Below are 16,997 nucleotides of genomic sequence, written 5' to 3'. Positions count from 1 at the left end.
ACACTATGCACAGTTATGCAAGAGGTAAATAGGGATTGTCCGCTCGTTCATTCATCTCAATCTGTAACATCTGGAACCGATTTGGACGGCTACCTGTTACAGATTGAGATTTTGCTGGTGGGCCCCACCTGGTTGTCTCAATCTGTAACAACTGGAGAAGTTTTTGGCTGCTAGATGTTACAGATCGAGATCTTTCTGGGACGCCCACCTGTTTGTCTAAATCTGTAACAGGTAGAGGTTCAAAAACCGTCTAGATGTTACAGATCGAGACAAACTGCTGCGGAGTGCCGTCATCGACTGCTACACAGGTCCCAACTGATGAATTTGTCCTGATAGGTGCCCTAGAGTGAGATTTCGCGGCTACAATAGTGCGGTTACAACGACGTAATGCACTCAATGCAAGAAAGGATCCGCATGGCAAGCCTGTCGGATGAAATCTCGTCGCGCCGCACATTCGCGATCATCAGCCACCCGGATGCCGGTAAGACCACGCTTACCGAGAAGCTGCTGCTCTATACCGGCAGCATCCAGACCGCCGGCTCGGTCAAGGGCAAGAGCTCGGCCAAGCATGCCGTCTCGGACTGGATGGACATCGAGAAGGAGCGCGGCATTTCCGTCACCTCCTCGGTGCTGCAGTTCACTTACAACGGCGCCTGCGTCAACATCCTCGATACCCCCGGTCACCAGGACTTTTCGGAGGATACCTACCGTACCCTTATGGCCGCTGACGCCGCAGTCATGGTCATCGACGGCGCCAAGGGCGTCGAGGCCCAGACCAAGAAGCTCTTTAAGGTCTGTACGCTGCGCCACATTCCCATCTTCACCTTTGTGAACAAGCTCGACCACGAGGCTCGCGATCCGTTTGAGCTCATGGAAGAGATCGAGAATGTCCTGGGCATCAATACGTATCCCATGAACTGGCCGATCGGCAGCGGCCGCAATTTCCGCGGCGTGTTCGATCGTCAGACCCGTCGCGTCATTGCCTTTGAGGGCGACGGTCACGCCAACGCCACCAAGAAGGTCGCCGAGGTCGAGGCCGAGCTGGGCGATTCTTCCATGGATGAGCTCATCGGCGAGGAGAACCATAAGAACCTGATGGACGACATCGAGCTGCTCGATGGTGCCGGCGACGAGCTCGACTTGGATGCCGTGGCCTGCGGCAAGCTGAGCCCGGCGTTCTTTGGCTCGGCGCTTACCAACTTTGGCGTGGAACCCTTCCTTAAGGAGTTCCTGCGTCTGGCCCCGACACCGCGTGCCTATACCGATACGCTTACCAGTGAACCGGTCGATCCCTGCCGCGACGACTTTAGCGGCTTTGTGTTTAAGATCCAGGCCAACATGGACAAGAATCACCGCGACCGCATCGCCTTTGTGCGCATTTGCTCGGGTAAGTTCGAGCGCGGCATGGATGCCTTCCACGTGCAGGGCAACCGCAAGCTTAAGCTTGCCACGGGTACGTCGATGATGGCCGACGACCGCGCCATCGTGGACGAGGCGTACGCGGGCGATATCGTGGGCCTGTTCGACCCGGGTATCTTTAGCGTCGGCGACACCGTGTGCTCCGGCAAGCGCCATGTGCAGTATCCGCAGATCCCGACGTTTGCCCCCGAGATGTTCGCTCGCATTACGCAGGTCGACACGCTCAAGCGCAAGCAGTTCGTCAAGGGCATGGAGGAGCTTGCCCAGGAGGGCGCCATCCAGATCTTCCGCGAGCTTGGTGCCGGCATGGAGAGCGTCATTGTGGGCGTGGTCGGCGTGCTACAGTTTGAGGTACTCGAGCGCCGCCTCAAGGCCGAGTACCGTGTTGAGGTTCGTCGCCAGCCGCTGCCCTATACGGACATTCGCTGGATCCAGAACGACCCCGACACCATCGATATCCCGGGCCTTTCGCTCACGCGCGACACGCTGCGCGTCGAGGACATGCGCGGTGGCAAGCTGTTGCTGTTTACGAGCCCGTGGAACGTGGATTGGGCAACCGACCACAATCCCGACCTTATCCTGTCGGAGTTTGGCAACGTAGTCTTTTAACGCATCGGCGCGGTGGCCCTGCGGGGCTGCCGCGCTGCCTGCTTGCCTGATGCCGCGTGAGCGGCTATCATGCCCACCGTCGTCTCAAGACCGGGGCGTCCGAGCAGTTCGGGTCCGATATCCTGCTCGTTAAACCTAAAACCAAAGGAGTACATAATGATCAAGAAGGTCATGGAGGACTACAAGGTCCTGTTGCGGAGCATTCCCGCGGCAACGGTTTCGCTGTTTTTCGTGAGCGTTATCATGATGAACCTGCTGGCCAACAAAGAGCTCATCAGCCTGCCGTATCTGGCACTCGATTGCGGCTTTGTGGTGAGCTGGGTCTCGTTTTTGTGCCAGGACATGATCTGCAAGCGCTTTGGCGCCAAGGCATCCATCAAAATCTCTATCCTCGCACTGGCGGTCAACCTTGCCGTGAGCCTGTGCTTTTGGGCATGCTCGCTCACGCCCGGCATGTGGGGCGCCTGCTACGACACGGGCATGATCGAGGTCAACACCGCCCTTAACGCCACCATCGGCGGCACCTGGTACGTGGTGCTGGGCTCTTCGCTGGCAATGTTCGTTTCTGCCGTGGTTAACTCCACGCTCAACCAGTCGCTCGGCCGTATGCTCAAAAAGAATAACTTTGCGAGCTTCGCCTTCCGCTCCTATGTGTCCACGGGTGTTGGCCAGTTTATCGACAACCTGGTCTTTGCCATTGTAGTGAGTCACACGTTCTTTGGTTGGACCTGGGTGCAGGTCCTTATGTGCTCGCTGACCGGCGCTGTTGCCGAGCTGCTGTGCGAGGTCTTCCTGAGCCCCGTGGGCTACAAGGTCGTGCGCGGCTGGGAGCGTGAGAATGTGGGCGCCGAGTACCTTGAGCGCCACGCAACCGCCTAAGGAGCAAGTATGCGGGTTTTGATTACGGGCGCTTCGGGCGGTATCGGAGCCGCGTGCGTGCAGCGCTTTTTGGACGAGGGCCACGAGGTAGTGGGCTTTGATCTGCTGCCGGCGGCGATCGAACACGAGCGCTACCGCCATCTGGTCGTTGATGTACGCGAGCCTGACTCGTTTCCAGGCGATCTTGAACCCCAGGTGATCGTGAACGTTGCGGGCACGCAGGATTCGGCTGACGACATCGCCGCCAACCTGTGTGGCACCATCAACGTGACCGAGTGCTACGCCTTTGTGGGGGAGGGGCTTGCTGCCAAGCCGGCGCCCGCTATCAAATCCGTGGTCAATGTGGGGTCGGCGAGTGGGCATACGGGATCGGAGTTTCCCGCCTATGCCGCCAGCAAGGGCGGCGTTATCGCCTACACCAAGAACCTTGCAAACCGCCTGGCACCGCAGGCCATCGCCAACAGTGTGGACCCGGGTGGCGTTATCACGCCGCTCAACCGTTGCGTGATGGAAGACGAACACCTGTGGAACCAGATTATGGAGCTTACACCGCTTAAACGCTGGGCAACCGCCCAAGAGATCGCCGAGTGGATCTACTTTGTGGGCGTGACCAACCGGTTTATGACCGGGCAGAGCCTGCTCATTGATGGCGGCGAGGCCGGCCGCACACAATTTATTTGGCCCGAATAGGAAACGCGCCCGATGGAAAGCCGTCGGGCGTATTTTTGATGTATCGATTTTTAGCCGAGACAAGTCCAGTTGACGGGGGTCGAGCCGTGCTGTTCGAGTAGCCGATTGGCTGCCGAGAAGGGTCGCGACCCCATAAAAGCGGGGAGTTCTGCCGTGGCACGGTTGGCCGAAAGCGGCGAGGGGTGCGTGGAGGCAAGGCAGAACTTGCCGGTCGTTTTGCCCGCGTCGATTGCGGCGAGCTTGCCCTCAACCATCTGCTGGGCAAAGCGGCCCCATGCCAAAAAGACTACCGGTTGGGGTAGCTGGCAGCAGCGTTCGATAACGTAGTCGGTGAGCGTACTCCAGCCCAGCTTGGCGTGTGAGTTCGCGGCATGCTCGCGCACGGTGAGCGTAGTGTTGAGGAGCAGGACGCCCTGTTGTGCCCATGGCGTCAGATCTCCCGTGGCGGGAATGGGACAACTCAGATCGGCTTTGAGTTCCTTATAGATGTTGCGCAGGCTTGGCGGCAACTTGGTTTGCGTCGCGGGGACCGAAAACGATAACCCCATGGCCTGGTTGGGCCCGTGATAAGGATCTTGGCCCAAGATGACAACTTTGACCTGGTCGGCCGGCGTGTAGGCGAGGGCATTGAGGATGTCGTCTTGTGCCGGGTAGATGGTCTGCTCGGCACGCAAAAGGGCGATGCGCTCGAGCAGCTGGTTCGTAGTGTCACGTACCGGCTGCGGCGCATCGCCCAACCAAGTTGCTATGTTGCGGTCGCGAGTTGCGGTGTTCATGGAGCTCCTTTATGGCAAATGCTATGTTGGCATCTATTGTAAAGGCGCACCGGTTGCCTTTATGCCGCGGCTGCATGAAGAGCGGGGTCTACGAGGCGCGCTCGATGCATTCGCGGCGCATGGCCTGTCGCCGCACGTGACGAGCGAGGTCACCGACGACTACACCATTATGGCGATGGTGGAGGAGGGTCTGGGCGTGAGCATGCTGTATCGCCGTACCGTTGAGGGCATGCGGGCCGATATTCGCGTACGTCCCATCGTGCACGCCCCCTCGCGCGACGTAGTGGCGGCCTGGCGCAGCTGGGACACCATGCCTATCGCCACGAGGCGCTTTATCGACTATATGAGCTCGCATATTGTCAATTAATGACTGGCGTGGCGTTGAGTGCGGTGTTTAGCAGGCTGTCGCTTTGGCTTGGGTGGCGCGATAGGTGCGTGTCGGGTGGCAGAGTAGTACCGCCACGACCATAAAGAACGCCGTGGTGCCCAGGCTGATGGGGTAGACCATCATGATGTTCGCAAAGGTGCGGAAGTGCGGGAACACGCAGAATACCCAATAGAAGCGGATGCCGCAGACGCAGATCATGGTGATAAGGGCGGGTATGAGCGAGATACCAAAGCCGCGCAGGTAGCCGGACATGTTCTCGTAGAACATGCTAAAGGCATACGCAGGGAAGATCGAGCACACGCGGATATAGCCGATCGAGACGATGTTGGGATCGCTGTTGAACAACGACAAGATCTCGCGCCCCAGGCCGACAATAACAATAATCGTGGTGAGCGCGACGATACCGCCTTCGACCAGGCAGACCTTAAGGGTCTTGGTGCAGCGGTCGATCTGACGGGCACCGTGGTTTTGCCCCACAAAGGTGGTGCAAGCCTGGCTAAAGCTGTTGAGCAGGTTGTAGCACACGTACTCCAGGCTCATGGCGGCGCTCGAGGCCGCCATGACCTCGGTGCCCAGGCTGTTGATGGCGGACTGGATGATGATGTTGGCGACGGCAAAGACGGCGCTTTGGATGCCGGCGGGCAGGCCGATCTTGACGATGCGCTTGAGGGCGACGGGGTCGATAGCAAGGTCGCGCGGGGTGACGCGGACGACGGAGTCGGTCTTGAGCAGGCGGATAAAGAGTGTAGCGGCGCTGACGGTGTAGGCGATGACGGTGGCGATGGCGACACCCGCGACGCCCCAGTGGAGTACGGGGACAAAGATGAGGTCCAGGCCAATGTTGAGGACGGTGGACACGGCAAGCGCTTGCAGCGGCATGCGGGTGATGCCGACGGAGCGGAAGATCGCGGCCTCAAAGTTGTAGAGCAAGATTGAGGGCATGCTGAGCAAAAAGACGCGTAGATAGAGCGAAGCGAGCGGCATGGTCTCGGCGGGAACGTTGAGCGCGGCGAGCATGGGCTCGGCAAAGATCTCGCCTAGAGCGATGACGGCAAAGCCCACGAGCGCCATTAAAATCGAGGTATGGACGGCGCGTTTGACCATGTTCTGATCGTTGCGGCCGATAGCGTTGGCGATGACCACGTTGGAGCCAAGCGACATGCCAATAAACAGGTTGAGCATAAGGCTGGTAAGCGGAACATTGGAGCCGACTGCCGCCATGGCGAGGGTTCCCTGGTCGCCCGAGAAGTTACCGATAATGACCGTGGCGATGAGGTTTGACAGCTGCTCCAAGATGCTCGTGGCGGCCACGGGCAAGGCGAACAGGGGGATATTGCGCCACAGCGAGCCGGTGGTCATGTCGATGTGCTTAGATGCGGTATCAGCCATACGCTCTCAATCTCTAACGTGCTATTTCGTGCTTATTTGCGCAGACGATGATACTCCTAATCACCTAGTCATTGGGGGCGTTCTTAAACGACTAGTCATTCAAGAACGTCCCCAATGACTAGGTGGGGAAGGCGTGCGACAATGGTGTACGTTGTGTTGTTCGCGCTAAGGAGTTGCCATGTTGTTGTGTCCCGTTTGCCATGAGCCGTTGGTGGACGACGAGCGCGGTGCTGCATGCGCGGGCGGACACCGGTTTGACCGTGCGCGCGAGGGTTATCTATATCTGCTACGTTCGTCCAAGAGCGGCGACTCCATGGGCGATCCCAAGTCGCAGGCACGCAGCCGTCGTGACTTTTTGAACCGTGGCTACTATGCGCCGCTGCGCGATGCAATGGTCGAGCTGGTGCGCAAACGGGTTTCTGGGCGTGCTGCGTCTACAGGCGGTCCCATGACGCTGCTCGATATTTGCTGCGGTGAAGGTTACTACACCAGCGCCATGGGCGCGGTGCCGGGCGTGGACGCTTATGGCTTTGACCTGGGCAAAGAAATGGTACGCCTGGCCGCCAAGCGCGGCGATGCGACCTATTTTGTGGCCAACATGAAAGACATCCCAGTGGCCGATGGCGCCTTCGATATGGTGACCGAGCTCTTTGCTCTCTTTAACGAGCGCGAGTTTGCCCGCGTGTTGGCGCCGGAGGGTTCGCTCTACACCGTGGTGCCGGGTGCCCGTCATCTCTTTGGGCTCAAGGAGGTGCTCTACGACACGCCGTACCTCAACGACGAAAAGCTTCCGAAGACGATGGAGCTTAAACTGGTCGGCACACAGCGGGTGTCCGCGAATATTACGCTCCAGACCCAGGCCGACATCGAGGCGGTGTTCCAGATGACGCCGTACTACTACCGCACACGCCCTACCGACAAAGAGCGCCTGGCAAACCTGGACACCCTTAAAACCGACATCGACTTCATCATTGCCGAGTACCGCCACAGCTAACCAACCTGCCAAAAAGGGACAGGTTTATTTTGGCAGGTTTTATCTGGGCAAATGTAAAGGGCCGACCGCGTTACTGCGCGATCGGCCCATGTTAGTTGCTTGGCTGCAGGGGTTATGAGAAGCGAGTGCCTACAGGCGGTCCTTGTTCTCGGCCTTAACGGCGTGCGCCTGCTGAACAAAGAACAGGTCGTAGACCACGATGACAAAGGCACCGATATTGACGGCGCTGCCGCCGAGTGCGGGAAGCGTGAGCACGGCCTGTGCAATCGTGGCGATTGCGGCAACGATGCCGAGTTTAAACGCGCTATCCACCTGCGAGGGCTTGTTGGCGCCCTTGATGCCCGCAACACCTGCGGAAAGATCGACAATGCCCTTGACGACAAGCACGACCGCGGCGAGCATGGCGTTCGACCCGTACGTGGAATCGAGGCTGCCCCTGGCGATACCGATACCGGCGATGACGAGGTTGGCGATGCCCAAAACAAAGTAGATGAGGGCAAGGATTTTGAGAGTCTTGCGAGCGGAGCTCATGGCTGGTCCTTTCGATACGAGTACGCCGATCTGGCGTAGCCCATGTGTTGCACATATGGTGAAGCACATTGTAGTTCAACGCAGCGATGCGTGCGCCTGAAAGCGCTTTGAGCCCGCGCAGCCCAATCCGACCTTTCAAAAAGGAAAGCTGGACGTAAGCCAAATCGATGGCAGCTCATGTGCGGCGCTGCGATGATGAGACCGTAACAAGGAGCTGTTCTTAAGGAGGAGCCATGATGTACGGAGCGGGGCGAGTGCATGAGCCGCGGTCGTTGGGAAGGCGCATGGGCGATTCTGTGATCGCTGCCGTGTGCACGGGATTGATGGCGGTGCTTTGCATTGGGATGCTGTGGGCCATGTCGCATGTGGGACAATAGCGGACGGTCGGGTGCTGGCATAAACGGCGCTCACGTATTCATTTTGCTTGTTAAGGAGTACCCATGGGCGTCGTCGATCCCTTTTCTGTTGCTCGGGCCGCGGGGCTTGAGCTGATCGGGAAGTCCGCGGGCCTCACGCTCACCGACGGCACGATGGAGTTGCGTGCCGATTTTGTCCGCATGCTGCCACGGCTCAAACAGGGTCGTCTGCAGCAAGAACTGTTGGTAAAGGCTGCGCGCGCAAAAGGCGTCGAGTGCCCATGGGCGATTGATGCCACGGCAGGCTTTGGCGAGGATTCGCTGCTGCTGGCGGCTGCGGGCTTTACCGTCGATCTGTATGAGCAGGATTGCGTGATCGCGGCGCTCCTCAAGGATGCCTTGGATCGCGCGGCAGATGATCCGGCGCTTGCGACTGCCGTGGCCCGCATGCGCTTACATGCGGGCGAGGACAGCATTGCCGGCCTTCACCATATAACTGAGTTGATCGGGCAGGGAGAGCTCACCGCTCCCGACGTGGTGTATCTGGACCCCATGTTTCCCGAGCGCACAAAGAGCGCGGCGGTTAAAAAGAAGTTTCAACTCTTGCATCATCTGGAACAGCCGTGTGCCGATGAGGAGACGCTGGTCGAAGCTGCGCTTGCGGTGCGCCCGCGCAAGGTCGTTATCAAGCGGCCGGTGAAGGGGCCGCTGCTTGCTGGCGTTAAGCCGAGCTATCAACTTGCGGGCAAGGCCGTTCGTTACGATGTTTTGGTGCCGCCGCGCCCGTAGCTTGCGTGCGATGGTTGGCGCTCCGTCAGTGTCGTGCCGATGCGGGGTCTATTTCCAAGGGTGCGACGTCAGGTGCCAGCCGCCGCAGTATTCGCATTTGTAGCAGGCCAAACCACGCCGCCCGCGGCTTTCGCAGTCGGCCATAACGGCCTCGGCCTCGGCGCGTGTGCCGTAACGGTTTTTGCGCTCGCACGACTTGTAGCGCCAGGCTTCATCGCGCTCGGCGTTCAGGGCGTCGCGGCGCTCGTCCTCGCGCGCAAACAGGTCGCTCATAGCGCCGCCGGTGGCAGCGCCCAAAAACTCGCTTTTGGCCTTTGACCAGGCGGCTCGCTTTTTGCTTCCCATCTGCTTCTCGCCCCTCTTCAAACGCTGGTATCATTGCTCAATCAAAGTGATACCAATAAACGTGAGGTCGCCGCGTGATGATCAGAAAAACCCTCGATACCGACATTCCCGCCGTCATGGCTATCTATGACGCGGCCCGTGCCTTTATGCGCGCGCATGGCAACGCCACGCAGTGGCCCGAGGGCACGCCTTCTGCCGAGCAGCTGGCTGCCGATATCGCTGCCGGTGGTAGCTATGTGTTCGAAGTCGACGGCCGCGTGGTGGCGACGTTTGCCTTTTTACCGGGCCCGGACGAGTGCTATGACGTAATTGAGGACGGGCAATGGCGCAGCGACACTCCGTACGCCGTGCTGCACCGTGTGGCGTCCGACGGCACCGTGCACGGTATCGCGGCTGCGATGTTCGCCTTTGCCAAAGAGCGTGCCGACCATCTGCGTATCGATACGCATCGGGACAACCTGCCCATGCAGGGCGCGAGTATTAAAGCGGGGTTTGAGCGTGCCGGCGTCGTGTATGTGTCGGACGGCACGCCGCGTGTTGCGTTTGACTGGCTGCGCGAGGCATAAGAGCGGGGGCGCGTATCTACGCTCCATGTAAGCGAAAATGGCCCCGGGTGGGGCCATTTTTAATCGCTGCGCTGTTTTGCAAGGTGGTAGATGCCGCTCGCTGTCGGCTCTAAGGCACCTACGCTCGGGGCAGCTCGCTTCCGCAGTGGCAACACTTGGTCGCGCCTTCGTGCACCTCTTCCAGGCAATACGGACAGACGGGCGCCGGTGCGGCTTCCTCGGCGGTGGCACCGGCGAGCCTGTCGCCGATTTCCTGCGCCTTGTTGAATGCCTTGACGATGGCAAAGACGATTGCCGCCACAATCAAAAAATTGATGCACGAGCCGATAAAGGCGCCAAAGTCGATATTAGTGCCCGGCACCACCAGCCCCGAGATCTCGGTAGCGCTACCGCCGGCAATCACGGAGATAAGCGGGTTGATGATGTTATCGGTAAGTGAGGTCACGATGGCGGTGAATGCGCCGCCGATAATCACGCCGACGGCCATGTCCATCACGTTGCCGCGATTGATGAATTCCTTGAACTCGTTGAGCAATGTCTTCATGGTGACTCCTCGCTGTTGTGGGGTTCGCGTTGTTGCCGCCCCGGATGAGCCCGGGCAGGCAAAAAGGGGAGGTGCCGGCTTTCGCAAGGCGCGAACCTACGAAAATCGCCGCACGGCAACGCGGGGCGATGAGCTCGGTCGGGGGATAGGGCCCGCTTCGCCCGCCGGCCCGTAAATTGTATCATCCAGTGTGGAATGAGAGCGCCCGTTTCCGCGTGCGACGGGCTTGCAATAAGAGGAGAGCCATGTCGAAGCAAGCGGTCGTTGGAATCTTGGCGCATGTCGATGCTGGCAAGACCACGCTGGCCGAGGCCATGCTGTTCGATGCGGGTCGCATTCGTAAGCGCGGCCGCGTGGACGATGGCGATTCGCATCTGGACACTAACGCGATCGAGCGCGAGCGCGGCATTACGATTTTCTCGTCGCAGGCCGTGCTCGACCACGGTGATACCCGCGTCATGCTCGTGGACGCACCGGGGCATGTCGATTTTTCTGCCGAGGCGGAGCGCACGCTGCGCGCACTCGACTACGCGATTTTAGTTGTGGGCGCCAACGACGGCGTGCAGGGGCACACCGAAACCCTGTGGCGCCTGCTTGAACGCTATGACATTCCGACGTTCATCTATATCAACAAAATCGATTTGGAGAATCCCGGCCGCGATGTTTTGCTGGCACAACTTGGGCGGCGTCTTTCCGAAGGCTGCCTGGATGCCAACGAACTGCTGGAGGGCGGCGCCGTTCAGGAGGACGCTGCAGCGTTGGACGAGGCGGCGCTCGAGGAGTTTCTTGAGGCAGGTGAGCTTTCCGTCGCAACGCTGTCGCGCATGGTTGCCGAGCGCAAGCTCTTTCCCTGCTTTGCCGGCTCGGCGCTCAAGGACCAGGGCGTGAGCGAGCTGCTGGATGGCATATGCGCGCTGATGCGCGAACAGATATGGCTTCCGGAGTTTGCCGCGCGCGTCTATCGTGTCAGCCGCGGGGATCGCGGCGAGCGCTTGGCATGGGTTAAAGTGACCGGCGGCACGCTGTGTGCAAAACAGATGATCAGCGGACGTTCCGGTGCCGAGGCATGGGAGCAGAAGGTCGATCAGGTGCGCATCTATAACGGCGAAAAGTATGAGCTTGCCCAAGAAGTTGCTGCTGGCGGTATTTGTGCCGTGACGGGTCTTGCGCACGTTCGCCCAGGGGACGCCTTGGGTGCGGAGCCCGTGTGTGATGCGCCCGTCATCGCTCCGGTCCTCACCTATACGGTGCTTCCGGGTGAACACGATGTCCATGCGGTGTTTAAAGCGCTGACTGAGTTGGCGGACGAAGACCCCATGCTCGGCGTAAGCTGGAATACTCATCTGGAGCAGATTCACCTGCAGCTGATGGGCGCCGTGCAACTCGAGGTCGTGCAGCGGGTGTTGGCCGATCGCTTTGGCCTTTCGATTTCGTTTGAGCCCGGCGGCATTCTCTATAAGGAGACCATTTCGCAGCCGGTCGAGGGCGTGGGCCACTTTGAGCCGCTGCGCCACTATGCCGAGGTACATCTGCGCCTAGAGCCGCTGCCGGCGGGTTCGGGCGTGCAGTTTGGCACCGTGACCTCGACCGACGAGCTCGATCTTAACTGGCAGCGTCTGGCGCTCACCAACGCCATGGAGCGCGATCACCTGGGCGTGCTGACCGGCTCGCCTATCACCGATGTGCGCATTACGCTCACGGGCGGCCGCGCGCATGCCAAACACACCGAGGGCGGCGATTTTCGTCAGGCCACGTACCGCGCGATTCGCCAGGGGCTCATGCAGGCGCGTGAGGCCGGCGCGGCGGTGCTGTTGGAGCCGTGGTATCGCTTTGAGCTCGAGGTGCCGGGGGAGTGTGTGGGCAGGGCGTTGTCAGACGCCACGCGCATGGGAGCCGACTACGAGCCGCCGACAATGGCGGGCGAACGGGCAAAGCTTGTGGGTCGCGTGCCGGCATCCGAGGTCCAGGATTATGCGCTGGAGGTGGCCGCCTACACGAGCGGTCGCGGGCATCTGTACCTGGAGTTTGCCGGTTATGCGGCATGCCATGATGCCGAGCGCGTCATCGAGACTGTCGCCTATGAGCCCGAGGCCGATCTACCCAACGCGCCCGACTCGGTCTTTTGCTCTCACGGCGCTGGCTACACGGTCAAGTGGTACGACGTCCCCGAGGCAGCCCACGTAAAGGTCGATCCCGCCACCTTCCGCCCCTGGCGAGCGGCGGACGTCGAGTTTTTCCGCCATAGGTGATAGAGGGTCAGTCTCTTTGTCGCATCCTGTTGGTATAACTCGGTATAAGTTGGTATAACTGTTACCAGGGTTTGCCAATCCGAGGAGGCCGACATGAATCCAAATCCCTTTAAGCCCACGGCTGGCAAGCGGCCTCCGATACTCATCGGCCGCGAGTCGGTCATCGAAGATTTCGAGGAAGGGCTCGATAACGGCGCCGGAGCGCCGGGCAGGCTCATGCTCATTACGGGAAACCGCGGCTATGGCAAAACAGTTCTCTTGCGGGAGCTGCAGCGTTTAGCTAGCGAGCGCGGATGGGCGGTTGTCTCCGATTCCGCCTCGCTTGGCCTATGCGAGCGCTTGGCCGACGCGCTTCGCTCGAATAAACCCGTTGTGACGTCAATGGAGTTTGGTCCGTCGTTTGGCCGAATGTCGGTCGAGGCGGCGCGGGCAAAAGGCGAGACGTTGCGCGGGTTAGTCAACGAACGCCTCAAGAAACTCGGGCCGGGAAAGGGCTTACTGTTTGCGATTGACGAGGCCCAATCGGCATCTATCGAGGAGCTGGCGGCGCTGGCCGTTCTCTATCAGCAGGTGCTCGGAGACCAGGATGCTACGGGCTTGCCCGATAGCGACCAGCGCGGTCTTGCGCTGGTTTTTGCCGGCTTGCCCAGCATGGTTGATGACTTGCTCGAAGAGCCGAGCGTAACGTTTTTGCGCCGCGCCCAGCAGCGTACGCTGGGGGCGATTTCTTTGCCCAAAGTGCGGGATTCATATATCCAGACGGTCAAAGGCACTGGTCTTTGCGTTGATGCGGAGACGGCGGACCTTGCGGCGCGCAAGAGCATGGGGCATCCCTATATGGTTCAGCTGGTGGGATATTACATGTGGAGGTCTGCTGTCCGGCGTGACTCGCGGGTCATTGAAGAGCGCGATGTCGAGGCTGGCTACGCCGATGCCATCTCCGAGTTCTATGAAGCAGTGGACGCCCCTTTGTATTACGGGTTGCGCAGTCCGCAGCGCCTCTTTATCGAGGCCATGGCGGCTGATGGGGGCAAGCCGACGCGCATGGCTGACATCATTGAGCGCTGCGACCGCACCCAAAGCTGGGCGAGTAAATATCGCGCAAGCCTGATTCGCGAGCGCGTCATCGAGGCTGCCGGATACGGCCTCGTCCGGTTTACCGTGCCCATGCTGGGCGAATACATCCGCGACCGCGTTTTATGGCATGAGTAGGGTGATAAAGGTGGCGGAACAGAAGATGAGCCCGCAGGCTATAGAGGTACGTGGCGCGCGTGTGCACAACCTCAAGGACATCGATATCGATATTCCGCTGGGAAAGCTCGTGGGTATTGCTGGCGTATCGGGTTCGGGCAAGAGTTCGCTGGCACTGGGCGTTCTTTACGCCGAGGGCTCGCGTCGCTACCTGGAGGCGCTTAGCACCTATACCCGCCGCCGTCTGACGCAGGCCGAACATGCCCAAGTGGACGAGGTGCTGCACGTACCGGCGGCGCTCGCATTGCATCAGCGCCCCAGCGTGCCGGGTGTGCGCTCGACCTTTGGTACCATGACCGAGCTCAACAATAGCCTGCGTCTGCTCTTTAGCCGTTGCGCCCATCACGTGTGCCCGCACTGCGGGGCGCGCGTGGAGCCGAGCCTTAACGTGGCCGCGGGCCTGTCGCTCACGTGCCCCGAGTGCGGCCGTGAGTTCTACGCGCCGGGTGCCGAGGACCTTGCCTTTAACAGCGGCGGCGCGTGTCCCACCTGCGGCGGCACCGGTATCATGCGCGAGGTGGACGAGGCGAGCCTGGTGCCCGACGAGTCCAAGACTATCAACGAAGGCGCGGTGCTTCCTTGGGGCACGCTCATGTGGGATCTGATGAAGCAAGTGGCAGGCGAGATGGGTGTGCGTACCGACGTGCCGTTTAACCAGCTCACGCCTCAAGAGCGCGACATTGTGTTTCACGGTCCGGCGGTTAAGAAGCACATTCTCTACGTTCCCAAAAACGGCGAGGGCGCCACGCCGCTCGACTTTACCTATTACAACGCCGTCTATACCGTCGAGAATGCGCTCGCCAAGGTTAAGGACGACAAGGGCTTAAAACGCGTGGCGCGCTTTTTGCGCGAGGGGCCATGTCGTGACTGTGGCGGCACGCGCCTCTCCGAGACCGCCCGCCAGCCCCAGGTGCGCGGTATCAATCTGGCGCAGGCCGCGGCCATGACGCTTGGTGATGCGGTTGAGTGGGTGCACGGGGTGCCCGCATCCTTGCCGCCCGAGATGCGGCCCATGGCGATGGATATCTGCGATTCGTTTTTGAGCGCGGCCCGTCGCCTGGTCGATCTGGGTCTCGACTACCTTTCGCTCGATCGCGCCGGTGCCACGCTCTCCACGGGCGAGCGTCAGCGCGTGCAGCTCGCCCGCGTGGTGCGCAACCGATCGACGGGCGTGCTCTATGTGTTGGACGAGCCTTCGATTGGCTTGCATCCTGCCAATGTTGATGGTCTGGTAGGCGTGATGCGCGATCTGGTGGATGACGGCAACACCGTGGTTGTTGTCGACCACGATACGCGCGTACTGGCGGAAGCCGACTATCTGGTCGAGATGGGCCCCGTTGCCGGAGCTGGCGGCGGCAATGTGATTGCCGCTGGCACGGTGGACGAGGTCGAACAATCACAGGGCAGCCGCATCGCCCCGTTTTTGCGCGCAGAGTCCAAGCGTATGCGCCCGCAGGTGACTGACGACGAAATGTTCGACCAGGGCCACATCCGCATGGCAACCGATGCCATCCATACCGTCAAGCCGCTCGAAGTCGATATCCCGCGCGGCCGTCTCGTTGCGGTGACGGGCGTTTCGGGTTCGGGTAAGACGACGTTGGTGCTCGAGACACTCATCCCGGCGCTTAAGGCCCAGGCAGCTGGCGAGCGCCTGCCAAGCCATGTGCGCTGGGTCGACGCCGAGGGTATCGCACGCGCAAACCTGATTGACGCTACACCTATCGGCGCCAACGTGCGCTCGACGGTTGCGACCTATGCCGACATCCATGATGAGCTGCGCCGCGCTTTCGCCCGTACGACCGAGGCCAAGGCAGCCGGCTACAAGGCGGGTGCCTTTAGCTACAACACTGGCGCCTTGCGCTGCTCTACATGCGATGGCACGGGCTCGATATCGCTCGACGTGCAATTTTTGCCCGATGTCGAGATCATCTGCCCAGCATGTCGAGGCTCGCGTTATGCAGACACGGCTTCGCATATCCATCGCGAGGGCAAGGACGGGAGCAAGCTTACGTTGCCGCAGCTCATGGACATGAGCGTGGACGAGGCCATCGACGCCACGGTGGGGCTCAAGAAGGTTCAGGCGCGCTTGCTGACCTTGCACGACCTGGGCTTGGGCTATCTTACACTCGGTGAGCCCACGCCGGCGCTTTCGGGCGGCGAGGCGCAGCGTTTAAAGCTTGCGAGCGAGATGGGCCGCGTGCAGGACGATGCCGTATTCGTATTCGACGAGCCCACGATCGGCCTGCATCCGCTCGATGTTCAGGTGCTGCTGAACGTGTTTGACGGCCTCGTCGCCAAGGGCGCCACGGTTATCGTGATCGAGCACGATCTCGACCTTATCCGCAATGCCGATTATGTGATCGACATGGGGCCGGGCGGTGGCGATGCGGGCGGGCAAGTCGTCTGCGCCGGTACTCCGGCGGATATCGCTGCTTGCTCCAAGAGCATTACTGGCCGCTATCTATAGGCAAAGCGACAAAGTGGCAGCCCTTTGTCGCTTTGATGCCAAAACCAATTTCTCAAGGGTTAGAGGGTTTGAAAGTCTACCATTTCTGCCCCGTCCCCTAATGGCAGGTTTTTACATGCCGGCAAAGCCTGTCTGGCGCAGGGCTTCGTAGAGGACGATGGCGGCGCTGTTGGAGAGGTTGAGTGCGCTGATGCGGTAGTCGTCCGGATTGACGAAGTTGCCGCAGATATCCTGCCGAAGGATGGCCTCATGGCCGTCCTCGGTATGTCCGAGCGATTCCTCGTGGGCTTCCCAGGCCTCGGCGTTGTCGAGTGAGTCACAATCGCGCAGCATGGGGATGCGCTCGCAGCGCTCGGGCGCCGCGGCGAGCAACCCTTCGGGAATCCCCGAGCTTTCGCTGCCAAAGACCAAATAGTCGCCGTCACGGTAAGTGCTTTGCGCATAGGTTCGGCGTGCCTTTTTGGTCAGCAGATGCAAGCGGTCGTCGGCGGGGGAAAGGTCATTGCGCGCAAGGAAATCCTCCCAGCTGGCATAGGTCGTCACGTCCAAGTTTTGCCAGTAGCCCAGGCCGGCGCGACGCACCGTTTTGTCGTCGAGCGAAAAGCCCAGTGGCTCCACCAGATGCAGGCGGGCGCCGGTGACCACGCAGGTACGGCCGATATTACCCGTATTGGCCGGAATCTCGGGCGCATACAGCACGATATTGAACATGAATCTCCTTGGCATAGAACGAAAAACCACCACGAAGGGGCAGT

The 16,997-nt window shown here is 60.3% G+C and carries 16 protein-coding genes; 10 read left to right on the top strand and 6 right to left on the bottom strand.

The genetic code is table 11. The annotated features are described in order from the left end of the window. The first annotated feature begins 414 nt into the window (after nucleotides 1-414). The 3 genes from ACQRCA_RS05510 to ACQRCA_RS05500 all read left to right on the top strand — a co-directional run bounded on the left by ACQRCA_RS05510 (nucleotide 415) and on the right by ACQRCA_RS05500 (nucleotide 3,597). Entirely contained in the window at nucleotides 415-2,028 is a 1,614-nt protein-coding gene (locus ACQRCA_RS05510; protein ID WP_427719358.1) for a peptide chain release factor 3, read from the top strand. 156 nt (nucleotides 2,029-2,184) lie between these two features. Next, complete coding sequence (locus tag ACQRCA_RS05505) at nucleotides 2,185-2,907, top strand: VUT family protein (protein WP_427719356.1); 723 nt, start codon at nucleotides 2,185-2,187, stop codon at nucleotides 2,905-2,907. A 9-nt stretch (nucleotides 2,908-2,916) separates the two neighbouring features. After that, entirely contained in the window at nucleotides 2,917-3,597 is a 681-nt protein-coding gene (locus ACQRCA_RS05500) for an SDR family NAD(P)-dependent oxidoreductase (protein ID WP_427719355.1), read from the top strand. 50 nt (nucleotides 3,598-3,647) lie between these two features. On the opposite strand, the gene ACQRCA_RS05495 is transcribed toward ACQRCA_RS05500, so the two are convergent. Then, nucleotides 3,648-4,373 (bottom strand): uracil-DNA glycosylase, encoded by a 726-nt coding sequence (locus ACQRCA_RS05495; protein WP_427719354.1) that lies wholly within the window; start codon nucleotides 4,371-4,373, stop codon nucleotides 3,648-3,650. A gap of 61 nt (nucleotides 4,374-4,434) precedes the next feature. On the opposite strand from ACQRCA_RS05495, the gene ACQRCA_RS05490 reads away from it, so the two are divergent. Next, nucleotides 4,435-4,740, top strand: coding sequence for a LysR family transcriptional regulator substrate-binding protein (locus tag ACQRCA_RS05490; RefSeq protein ID WP_427719352.1), 306 nt, complete (start codon nucleotides 4,435-4,437; stop codon nucleotides 4,738-4,740). A 27-nt stretch (nucleotides 4,741-4,767) separates the two neighbouring features. Here ACQRCA_RS05490 and ACQRCA_RS05485 read toward each other — a convergent pair whose 3' ends face one another. Further along, nucleotides 4,768-6,150, bottom strand: a complete 1,383-nt coding sequence (locus tag ACQRCA_RS05485; protein ID WP_427719350.1) for an MATE family efflux transporter — start codon at nucleotides 6,148-6,150, stop codon at nucleotides 4,768-4,770. 178 nt (nucleotides 6,151-6,328) lie between these two features. Here ACQRCA_RS05485 and ACQRCA_RS05480 point away from each other — a divergent pair, with 178 nt between their 5' ends. Then, nucleotides 6,329-7,144 (top strand): putative RNA methyltransferase, encoded by an 816-nt coding sequence (locus ACQRCA_RS05480; RefSeq protein ID WP_427719348.1) that lies wholly within the window; start codon nucleotides 6,329-6,331, stop codon nucleotides 7,142-7,144. A gap of 129 nt (nucleotides 7,145-7,273) precedes the next feature. On the opposite strand, the gene ACQRCA_RS05475 is transcribed toward ACQRCA_RS05480, so the two are convergent. Continuing rightward, nucleotides 7,274-7,675, bottom strand: a complete 402-nt coding sequence (locus ACQRCA_RS05475; RefSeq protein WP_427719347.1) for a hypothetical protein — start codon at nucleotides 7,673-7,675, stop codon at nucleotides 7,274-7,276. Between the two features lie 440 nt (nucleotides 7,676-8,115). Here ACQRCA_RS05475 and ACQRCA_RS05470 point away from each other — a divergent pair, with 440 nt between their 5' ends. Continuing rightward, entirely contained in the window at nucleotides 8,116-8,820 is a 705-nt protein-coding gene (locus ACQRCA_RS05470) for a class I SAM-dependent methyltransferase (protein WP_154516998.1), read from the top strand. A 48-nt stretch (nucleotides 8,821-8,868) separates the two neighbouring features. Here the strand turns inward: ACQRCA_RS05470 and ACQRCA_RS05465 are convergent, their stop codons facing one another. Then, entirely contained in the window at nucleotides 8,869-9,165 is a 297-nt protein-coding gene (locus ACQRCA_RS05465; RefSeq protein WP_154517000.1) for a hypothetical protein, read from the bottom strand. 77 nt (nucleotides 9,166-9,242) lie between these two features. On the opposite strand from ACQRCA_RS05465, the gene ACQRCA_RS05460 reads away from it, so the two are divergent. Next, nucleotides 9,243-9,731 (top strand): N-acetyltransferase, encoded by a 489-nt coding sequence (locus tag ACQRCA_RS05460; protein WP_154517003.1) that lies wholly within the window; start codon nucleotides 9,243-9,245, stop codon nucleotides 9,729-9,731. Nucleotides 9,732-9,849: 118 nt separating this feature from the next. Here ACQRCA_RS05460 and mscL read toward each other — a convergent pair whose 3' ends face one another. Continuing rightward, complete coding sequence (gene mscL, locus ACQRCA_RS05455; RefSeq protein ID WP_154517006.1) at nucleotides 9,850-10,275, bottom strand: large conductance mechanosensitive channel protein MscL; 426 nt, start codon at nucleotides 10,273-10,275, stop codon at nucleotides 9,850-9,852. A gap of 245 nt (nucleotides 10,276-10,520) precedes the next feature. Between mscL and ACQRCA_RS05450 the strand changes: the two genes are divergently transcribed. The 3 genes from ACQRCA_RS05450 to ACQRCA_RS05440 all read left to right on the top strand — a co-directional run bounded on the left by ACQRCA_RS05450 (nucleotide 10,521) and on the right by ACQRCA_RS05440 (nucleotide 16,242). Beyond that, on the top strand, nucleotides 10,521-12,524 hold the full coding sequence (locus ACQRCA_RS05450; RefSeq protein WP_427719343.1) for a GTP-binding protein: 2,004 nt from the start codon (nucleotides 10,521-10,523) through the stop codon (nucleotides 12,522-12,524). A 93-nt stretch (nucleotides 12,525-12,617) separates the two neighbouring features. Further along, nucleotides 12,618-13,736, top strand: coding sequence for an AAA family ATPase (locus ACQRCA_RS05445; protein WP_427719342.1), 1,119 nt, complete (start codon nucleotides 12,618-12,620; stop codon nucleotides 13,734-13,736). After that, nucleotides 13,729-16,242, top strand: a complete 2,514-nt coding sequence (locus ACQRCA_RS05440; protein WP_427719340.1) for an excinuclease ABC subunit UvrA — start codon at nucleotides 13,729-13,731, stop codon at nucleotides 16,240-16,242. Before ACQRCA_RS05445 ends, ACQRCA_RS05440 begins: the two co-directional genes overlap by 8 nt. Nucleotides 16,243-16,353: 111 nt before the next feature. On the opposite strand, the gene ACQRCA_RS05435 is transcribed toward ACQRCA_RS05440, so the two are convergent. Beyond that, nucleotides 16,354-16,953, bottom strand: a complete 600-nt coding sequence (locus tag ACQRCA_RS05435) for a tRNA (cytidine(34)-2'-O)-methyltransferase (protein WP_427719338.1) — start codon at nucleotides 16,951-16,953, stop codon at nucleotides 16,354-16,356. Nucleotides 16,954-16,997 lie beyond the last annotated feature (44 nt).

This window comes from Collinsella sp. SGI.095 (assembly GCF_050314535.1).
Lineage (GTDB): Bacteria > Actinomycetota > Coriobacteriia > Coriobacteriales > Coriobacteriaceae > Collinsella.
This window is presented reverse-complemented; position numbering and strand designations above follow the sequence as displayed.